Annotated in this window: 7 protein-coding genes; 1 reads left to right on the top strand and 6 read right to left on the bottom strand. The window is 48.4% G+C overall.

Features of this window, described 5'->3' with window-relative positions:
* On the bottom strand, positions 1 to 194 hold a 194-nt coding region (locus ETV65_RS06735), incomplete at its 3' end, for a hypothetical protein (RefSeq protein WP_129952097.1).
* A 601-nt stretch (positions 195 to 795) separates the two neighbouring features.
* Here ETV65_RS06735 and ETV65_RS06730 point away from each other — a divergent pair.
* Positions 796 to 1,062: a hypothetical protein gene (locus tag ETV65_RS06730; protein ID WP_129952096.1), complete on the top strand. Its 267-nt coding sequence runs from the start codon at positions 796 to 798 to the stop codon at positions 1,060 to 1,062.
* Between the two features lie 222 nt (positions 1,063 to 1,284).
* On the opposite strand, the gene ETV65_RS06725 is transcribed toward ETV65_RS06730, so the two are convergent.
* Genes ETV65_RS06725 through ETV65_RS06705 form a run of 5 tightly spaced genes read right to left on the bottom strand, consistent with a single transcriptional unit; the run spans position 1,285 to position 8,682 of the window.
* Entirely contained in the window at positions 1,285 to 1,692 is a 408-nt protein-coding gene (locus tag ETV65_RS06725) for an SMI1/KNR4 family protein (RefSeq protein WP_129952095.1), read from the bottom strand.
* Entirely contained in the window at positions 1,689 to 2,291 is a 603-nt protein-coding gene (locus ETV65_RS06720; protein WP_129952094.1) for an HNH/ENDO VII family nuclease, read from the bottom strand. Before ETV65_RS06720 ends, ETV65_RS06725 begins: the two co-directional genes overlap by 4 nt.
* The gene (locus ETV65_RS06715) at positions 2,288 to 5,542 is read right to left on the bottom strand and encodes an ATP-binding protein (RefSeq protein ID WP_129952093.1); all 3,255 of its coding nucleotides are present in this window, start codon (positions 5,540 to 5,542) and stop codon (positions 2,288 to 2,290) included. The genes ETV65_RS06720 and ETV65_RS06715 overlap by 4 nt, the downstream gene beginning before the upstream one ends.
* A gap of 10 nt (positions 5,543 to 5,552) precedes the next feature.
* Entirely contained in the window at positions 5,553 to 6,413 is an 861-nt protein-coding gene (locus ETV65_RS06710) for a hypothetical protein (protein WP_240782812.1), read from the bottom strand.
* A 10-nt stretch (positions 6,414 to 6,423) separates the two neighbouring features.
* Entirely contained in the window at positions 6,424 to 8,682 is a 2,259-nt protein-coding gene (locus tag ETV65_RS06705; protein WP_129952092.1) for a dynamin family protein, read from the bottom strand.
* Positions 8,683 to 8,690: the final 8 nt, after the last annotated feature.

The raw sequence follows: 8,690 nt of genomic DNA, 5'->3' as shown, positions 1-8,690 counted from the left end.
GCGGGAATGTCTTTCACCGCACTGGTGAACGCAATTTCATAGCGCAGGATATCGCTGATGGCCTCGCTGCCGCTGAACCTGAGCACCGAAATATCAACGCCGGGCTGCCGGGATTCCAGCCGTTTAAGTCTTAACTGGTAATGGTTGTGGACCGGTAATTTACTGCCAGCAAGAATGTATTCCTGAATGCTCATCGTTTAAGTCCTTTTAACGCTCATGGGCGTGAATACCAAAACTGAAACCAAATAACGGGCAATCACGTTATGTAAACAGCAATGACTACTTAAAGCTCTTCCTGCTTATCAATCCATAGTGCAGCAGTGGAAGGCGATGATAATTGATGGTCATAATTCAATAATAAAGCATTGATGGTGTGAATATATCAATGAGTTTAAGTTTTCTGCATCAACAGAATACTTACAGCACACCATTGTCTTAAATCTTCCGTTCCCGAAATGAGAAAGTAGCATAAGTCAGTGATGCACTAAAGCAAACTAGGTCACGGAAAAATGTAACGAAATTATTAATGAGGGAGGGTGTGGAGATTTATTAGGACTATTCTCGCAAATCACTCGGATTTTTCTTTAGCGAAAAGTCTGAATGATTAGATGCTTGCTAATTAATTGAATGATCGCGCCTTCACTAAAGCCAGATTTTTCTCATCAACTTGATAAAAAACAATGCATCACTAATGTTACTTATTCCTTTGAATAAACAGTGCAGCGATATCTGAGATATGAAATTAGCTTTCATGCCAGAGGTATTCTGAACCCTTTTCCGGTAAAGTCCCAAAAAATGCCGAGCTTCGACCAAAGCATGCCGGAACAAAAACAGGCTGATGTCTTTGTTTTCCTCCAGCCTGGCAAGCCGGATAATCTCCGCAATGACTTCAATGTAGCTTTGTGCCCTGACATCATAATAATCGCGCCGGTGGGTGATGGAATGCGCATTCACCTTATAGGTGTAATCCTTGCAATCCGACAGATAAAAGCGCCCGTTGCTGGTTGCGAGATGGATGGTCCAGAGAATATCTTTGTGGCTTTTGCCAGCCTGAAAGGATAAGGAATGTTGCCGGATACCATCCAGCGCGAATCACGACAAACCCAAATTATTTTTCTGTGCTTAATGCTGTCACTGTGACGATTCAGTTATAGGGTTCCAGTTAGGGGCACTATGATATACGCTCCCGAAATTTGTCTCTTTTTATTTACAGCATTACCCGCTAGCTATTCCTAGCTGACGGGTTTATTTTATGGACTAATTAAGCGGAATACTAAGCATTTATTATTTAATATCAAAAATGACACGTAGCAGGAAGGCTTCAAGCGTCTCATCACTTATTTCCACCACCCCGGTTATCATCGACCAGGTGAGGATTTTGCACTGACGATTGTCGTAGAGAGAATAGTAACCATCGCCGATATCATAAAGTGGTACGGCCTGCTGTGGATAATCCTTGCCTTCACGTAGCGGTTCTATCGCGCTTAGAATATTCAGATGTGAAGTGGCAGGGACGCCAAGACCGTAAATTTCCGTAGCACCAGAGGCGACCAAACCAAACTCAGACAAGTAGGTTTTATATTCCTCTGAAAAATGCATACGCAGCGCCTGTTCCGCAGCGTTAATTTCATTTTCTGTTGCAGGGCGAATATCGGCGTCGTGCGTTGCAACCTGCTGCTCTAACTTTTTCATGCTGCCTCCTTTTCCTGAAGTAGCTTAATCTCTTCCGCTCGTGCTTTCCAGTGCGCTTCGCGCTCTTTGCCGAATGCCCCACGGTCGATTTCAGATTCTTTTGTAGTGTCATGCAAGATAGTATTATTTCCACCTTCCATATGCTGCGCGTGCGTTAATTCTGCCAGCGGGGAATCTGCCTTCTGCCCGACATGATGTAATTCTATAGGTTTACCATTGGCATCCAGCGGCGCTTTGCCCTTTTCCATACGTTCAAGATTGGTGTCACCCAGGGAATCTGTTTGGTCCAAATCGATTTCAGTATTAATTAACGCATCATTGCCGTTAACGGTCTGACATTCCAGCCCTGCATCCTGATAAATCGCCGCCTCTTCTTCGCTGGCAATACTATCGATAACTTCGTCGCTGTAACCTTCCTCGCTGAGAACCTCTTTAGTTTCGTCAGAAAGCGGCGTCAGTTCGTTGCGCGGTAAATCCAGATCAACGGGCCTGTCGAGATCTTCAACATTAATGTCCTCGATCTTCAGGTCTTTCACACTTTCCATCAGATCACCCAGCGCTTCCATCGCCAGCTCTTTTAATACAGCCATTTCAATCATGCTACAGCCTCCGCGGTGACGTGTTTACGCCATGCGGCATAGACCTTCAGGTATTCATCATTTCTGCCAGCCAGTTCGCGCATAAAACACTGCTGCACCGCCCGCTCAAGTCCTGCGGGCAGTTCACCGGTTTGCTTAGCAATAAGCTGGCGGAACGACTGTTCCAACTGATTGAAGTCCGGAGCGGCGCGGACGCATCGTTCAATGGAGGTGGTGCAGTTGAGAAGGTTAACTACCAGTTTTGCCATGCGAGTAAAATGCTGTTCTTTTTGCAGACTGATTCCTCCGGTTGCGCGGAACTCATCAAATAGTGTTTTCAGCGCAATTTTTTGCCCGGTTGCCAGCAAACTACCTTCCAGCCCAGCTTCCAGCGACTCCAGGGGGATCTCCTGAGGCTGGCACAGGCGCGGAGCCATCAGCCAGGCAATCAGTTGCTGGTTAAAGAGCTGGTGATTGTCGGTAACAACGGCTGTGGCTTCGTAATGGAATATCTCTTCTTTACCGGCAAATTTATTAATCCGGCATAGCACCGGCTCCAGCCAGTCGTTTTGGTAAACTAGCGCCACCCCTTGCGGTAGCCGCGCCAGCTCATCAAGCTGCTCGTCGTTCAGACCTGCGGATTTTCCCGCGATACGCCGGTCAGCCTCCTCTGGCAGGCGCATGATAATTTTAGTGTTGGTATTACGAATCGCAGAAATATCAACGGCATAAGGGGATTGATCAGCAATAATAAACCCTTCACCCCAGGTACGCATTTCGGCAATAGCATTAGAGAGCATCTCCACCGATTTTCCCGTAATGTCATTCCCTTCGCCGCCACCGCCAGAGGCGTTGCGTCTAAGAATGTTGTGAGCTTCTTCCAGCACCGTGACATGTTTCAACGGCTGGTTCATACCTGAAAATGCAGCGCGGTGTTCACTCAGGCGGATAACCAGAATCCCCATAATCAGGGATTTCGTCTCTTGAGAGCCAATGCGGCTAAGATCGATAATCACATTGCTGTCGAACAACTCCGCGTTATCAATTTCTTCACCACAGAAAATCAGTCCATTCAATCCGTTAGTCAGCGATTTTACGCGTGTCACCAACGAACCGGTGTAATTGCTTTTTAGTTCCTGAGAGTAGGCGGAATCATCAATCACCGCTTTCAGTTGCGTTAGCAGATCGTTGAATGTCGGGAACAGCGCTGGGGTGAAACGGTTGACGGAACTCACCATATTCCAGCCGCATTCACTATAGCTTTGCAGAATTGCTTCTTTCAGAATTGCTGGCATAGCGGCATACATTGGCCAGCACATGGTGAATATTTCCACCAGCCGGTCAATATGCTCAAGGACATGGGTTTCATCCGGGAAGCGGAATGGGTTTATGCACAACAATTCGCTGTACTTCGCATTGCTGCCCAGAACCCGCACATCGCTGCGGTGACCAAACATATGCTTGTATTCGCCTTTCGCCGGTTCAATCACCATAAACGGAACCTTATGATGGCCCAGTTGGGAAAGCACCTCGTAAATAGCGTTACTTTTCCCCGCGCCGGTTGAACCCGTCACAAATAGGTGGCTCGCTAACTGGTTGACATCTAAGTTGATAGTTTGTGGTAGATCGTTCCAAAGATGGCGTATAGAGCCCAGGCAAATTTCGCGTTCAGCATGCGTTCTAATGCCGTTGCTATCAAGGCGTTGAACTTTACGCCCGAAAGCCTGCGTCTGAAGTACCGCCACGGTGGAGGTAGAGCGGCGCGGCAGGCTAAGCTGAATCGCCATTTCTTTGCCTGAAACAAGCGTTGCAGGCGTCAGGTAATCAATATTGATGCCTTCAGAAAAAACTGGAGTCAGGCGCGGGTGTGTAAGCGTTGCCAGCCAGTCGAGCACCATTTTTTTGTTTTGTGACTGCCAGGTCGTGAGTGCAAAATCTTCAGTACTGGAACGACTGCCGCGCATCAGGCCCAGGAAAATACTGGCTAATGATTCCGAAGAGGCCGCACTGTCACCGATAAAGTAGGCAGCGGTTTGCCAGCCGCCGTAGGTTCGTGCTTCATTGACGCGCTCCAGGTGGTGGTCAACTTTTTCCAGCATCTTTTCAATAGTTTTATCGCTGATTTCAAAGGAAATTTGTTGACTGTTACCCTGGGTTTTATTCAGCGATTGGCTGTCGGTATGGCTGGTCGTATCGGTTTTGCTCGTCGTTGAACTGTTGGCTTGTGACAGGTTAGTAGTATGACTATCGGAAAGACTCTCTGACCCGCCACTATTCTGGCTGGCAGAAATATTTCTTGGTAACACTGTATTTTTCAGCAGGGTGCCGATACCGCCGACTACCCCCATTCTATCGCCCTGAGCGCGTGCCTGTTGATATTCATCATAGGTGCGCGTGAAAGCGTCGGACGTGCTTACGGTTTGCGACTCTCCCCAGCTTTCCGTGGTCGATTTACTGGTGGTATCGGAAGTTCCTTTGGTTTCAGTCATTCCCAGGCTTTCACCCAACGACTGGCTCAACCCTTCACTGATGCTCAGACCAACGCTTTCGCTATCCTGTACCCCAAACGAATACTGCCTTTTTGCCAGGCAAGAGAGCTGTGTCGCTACTTGCTCATAACCGGTGCGGATCACTTCCAGATTTTGTGGCGAGACAGGTTCTGCAAGGATGAGTGCCTGATAAACACGGCTTTCCGCTGCATCGATAAAATGCTCCAGCCCTTGCATGAAATGCTCATGATTATCGGTAGACAAGGATGGCACGCCCGTGACAGCGGTGATTGTCGCCGAAGGTTCATCCTGTTGCGCCAGCGCCCCATCAAGCAGTTCGTCGGTTTCACCCGCTGCAAGCGGTACCAGGCTGCTGCCGGAAAAGTGCCCTTTGAAGGTTTCTTTCAGCAGTTCACCTGAGTTATGCCCCAGCATTTTTCCCGGCGTACCGCGTGTGCCAATGTACAAATTGGTTTCACGTCCATCGGATTTCAGGAACAGAAAGACGGCGTAACCGGCTGCACCCAATGCGGTGTAAGCAGCCGTGGTGCTTTCAAGCACCGACTGTTTGTTTTCCTGCACGATGCGTTCGATGCGGAAAATACGAACATCCCCGGCACGATTGGTTGGTAGCCCTGTCTGAGTGGATATAGACTGCAACGGGTAATTTTTCATCTCCGCCAGATAGCTGCGATTGATGAGCGTTCTTGCTGATTGCAAAGTTACATCCGTGCGCTGCTCTAGTTCTTTCAGGCGCGCTGGCGTCATCGTTAATTGCGTCATAAATCCATCCTTAGAGTAGAGAAATCACCAGCGCCGCCAGTACTGCCAGTGCCCCGCCAGCCATCAACGCGATACGCAGAAAGCCAGGCTGTGGGTGGGAGGAAGCATCAGAGTGCGGGCGTGGAGCTGTCTGTGACTTAGGCTGTGGCTGGGTTTTTGGCTTGATAATGATGTGCTCAAAACCCTTAACTCCGTGCAGGCGCAGCGAGTTTCGTACCGTAATCAAGTGTTCGAAACGGACTTTGGCAAAGTTGCTATTCAGATAAGAAGTTTGCAGGTCGTAGTAATCGGCATCCCACTGGCTGGGGTTGTTATTCATTTTCCCTGCCAGAGAGTTTTCTTCATAGTCGACAAATAAATCGGCGACCCGCTCCTGTGTCCAGGCGACGGCCTTGTTGATTTCATTATCTTCAAGGCGGTTGTTTTCAAGCTCATTGATTAAGGCCGAACGCACCATGCTGGTAACGCCTTGTTCAACCATTCTTGCCAGATTAGCGCCGGGTAAATAGCCTTGCATATTCATTGTGTTCGTTCCCTCTGTGCGCCCGGTTACCGGCGCTTTTGCAAATCCAGCAATATCATTACGAATCAGATACTCACGAACATCAATAAGATGACTGATGCGCTTCTCGGCGAAGTTGTTCTGCGCCAGCTTGCGTTGGCGGTCGAAATACCCGGCGTTCCAGTCAAGCTCATCCGGCTCAATGGCCGCGAAGATCTCGTTGACCAGGTAGTCATCAAAGAAATCAGCAATAGCGGCGCTGGAGGCAACAATCTGGCGTATTTCATCGCCTTCCAGTTCGTTACGGGTTAACTGCTCAAGTAAATTCTGGCGCAGGCTTTGCCGTGTTTTAGATTTATCGTCCATCATGACTTCCTTATTAAATGGCCAGCGTATTATCAAGCTTCGCTTTAAAATCGATAATCCAGCGCTGCTGCTCTCTCGCCTCAGCGATAGTCTGCTCGCGAACCTCTTTATTATTTAGCTGCTCTTGCATCGCGCCGATTAAAGCTTCGAACTTCTCGTTAAATTCGCGTTCAATAAAGGCCAGATAGTTTTTCACCAGCTTATCTTTATCCGACTCAAATTTTTTCAGCGCGCTGGCCCGGAAGTCATTAAACTCGCTTTCGATGATGGTTCGTTTCTCTTTCCAGGTTTCATTCATATCGACATATTCGACGGTGCGGTAATCGTATTCGGTACGCTTACGCCCCCAGGAGAATGGGTTATACCAGTTGGAGTCGCTGACCTCGCGGCCGTTATAGCGTTCCTCTTTGGTTTTAACATCGCGATCGTTGAGGCTAAGGTTAAGCGACATATCCTGCATGCTCTCTTTGAGGCCCTGCAGCAAAGGCAAAGCCAGGGTGCGGGCTTCACCAAATATCTCGGCGATAAATTTCAGATACTCTTTTTGTAATTCATCTTTAATATGCTGTTGACCGTCCGAGAAGGCAATTTCAAAATTACCGATCAGATCGTTACTGGCAAACGTCAGTTTCCGCTCGGCATTTTCTAATTCAATTTTTGCACGGTTTACATCCACCTCTCCCTGAGCGCTAATTTCATTGGACAGTTCCTTTAACAGGCGGCGGAATTTCATATCTTCCTGAGTGAATCTTTCAGCAATGAACGCCGGCAGCCCTTTCCCTTCACGGCGAAGCTGCTCTTTATAAGCTTCGGTATTCAGCCCCTTTTTATGCCTTTCCTGCAGCAAAGTAATTTCATCATTAATCAGCACCAGCTCTTTTTCATCTTTCTTGAGCTGCTCGGCAAGCTGGGTTTCTTTCATCCCCAGACCAATGGCACGATGCAGCGCGGCATAAGCGCGATTCAGACGAGTTGGCACGTTATATTTATCGATGTATTCATCAATCATCACTTCTACGGCGGGCAAACCGCTGCGCTTTAGCACATTGGTAAAGCCACGCTCTTCAAGACTCCGGCGCACGCGTGAGGTAAGCGGCATGTATTCCGGGAAGTTCATCGTCGGCTCTTCGAGGAACAGATCCGTCAGGGTATTCACATCTCCGCGTTCTTTGCGGGTTAAGGAATCCGGGTGTTTGCGTAACAGACGAGTTAAGTGTGCTGATACCGGGTACACCTGCGGGTTCCGGATACCGTTACTTTCAAGATAGGTCTTCACCCGCTGCAGCGCTGCACCAACATTTTCGCCATTTTCAGGGTCAAAAGCATCCATCTTATTCACGACGAAAATGAAACGATCTTTACTTTGTTTACCGCCTTTTTGCATGGTTTCAGCGACCAGACCCAGCAGGTTTTTATCGTCGTTAGTGCCCAGTTGCGTACCGTTGAGCACATAAAGAATCAATGGGTTACGTCTTGAATCCTTAATGAAACCCATGGTTTTAAGCTCATGATCTGCATCCTGGCTGTTATTTGGTCCTGGCGTGTCGGTCAGTACAAGACGAACATGATCGCGCGGTTGCATCGCCACGATATTGCCACGCAGTTCAATTTCCTGCGTATCCGGTAACTGGTTCCACTCTTTGAGCGTATCAACGTTGATTTCTGGCAGCGACTCTTCCTCACCTGCGCTTGAGAAGCGGCGCGCCGTAAAATTTGCCCCAGTGGTTTTATCATCAATGATTTGCGCGATGGTTGCGGTGGTAGCTTCGTTTGCCGCGGGCAGCAGATCCTGGCCAAGCATGGCATTGATTAACGTTGATTTGCCCGAAGACATGGTTGCGACAACATATACGTTAAAGTCATTGTTGAAGGCTTCGCGAAAATCGTTACGCACCTGTTCGTTGTTGACGATGTAGTCATTGAACTGCGGGTTGAGCTTCGCCTCTTCCATCAGCGCATTAATCTCGTCCAGACGGTCTTCCGTCGCACGCACTGGTTGCCAGCGCAGGCTAATTTCCATGCCGCTCTCACGTGCTTTTGTGGCGGCATCCTGTACATCCATAAAGTCCGATTCAACGCCTTTAAACTCAACCTCAAGCTGTGTTTCTCCGTTAAGCAACGCCTGTATCTCGCTAAACAATGATTCCACCCAAAGCTGTAACCGCGCTTCTTTATAACTGGAGAGTTTACATCCTGGCGCAGGCTCGGTTCCGTTGACCAAAAACGTAGATTCCACGGTAAAGGGGTTATGTTCCAGATATATGCTGTTCATAGATTTCC

Origin of the sequence: Rahnella sp. RFA10(1/100) (assembly GCF_004195115.1) — a bacterium.
Classification (GTDB): domain Bacteria; phylum Pseudomonadota; class Gammaproteobacteria; order Enterobacterales; family Enterobacteriaceae; genus Rahnella; species Rahnella perminowiae.
The sequence above is the reverse complement of the archived record's forward strand: the minus strand, read 5'-3'. Positions and strand labels throughout refer to the sequence as shown.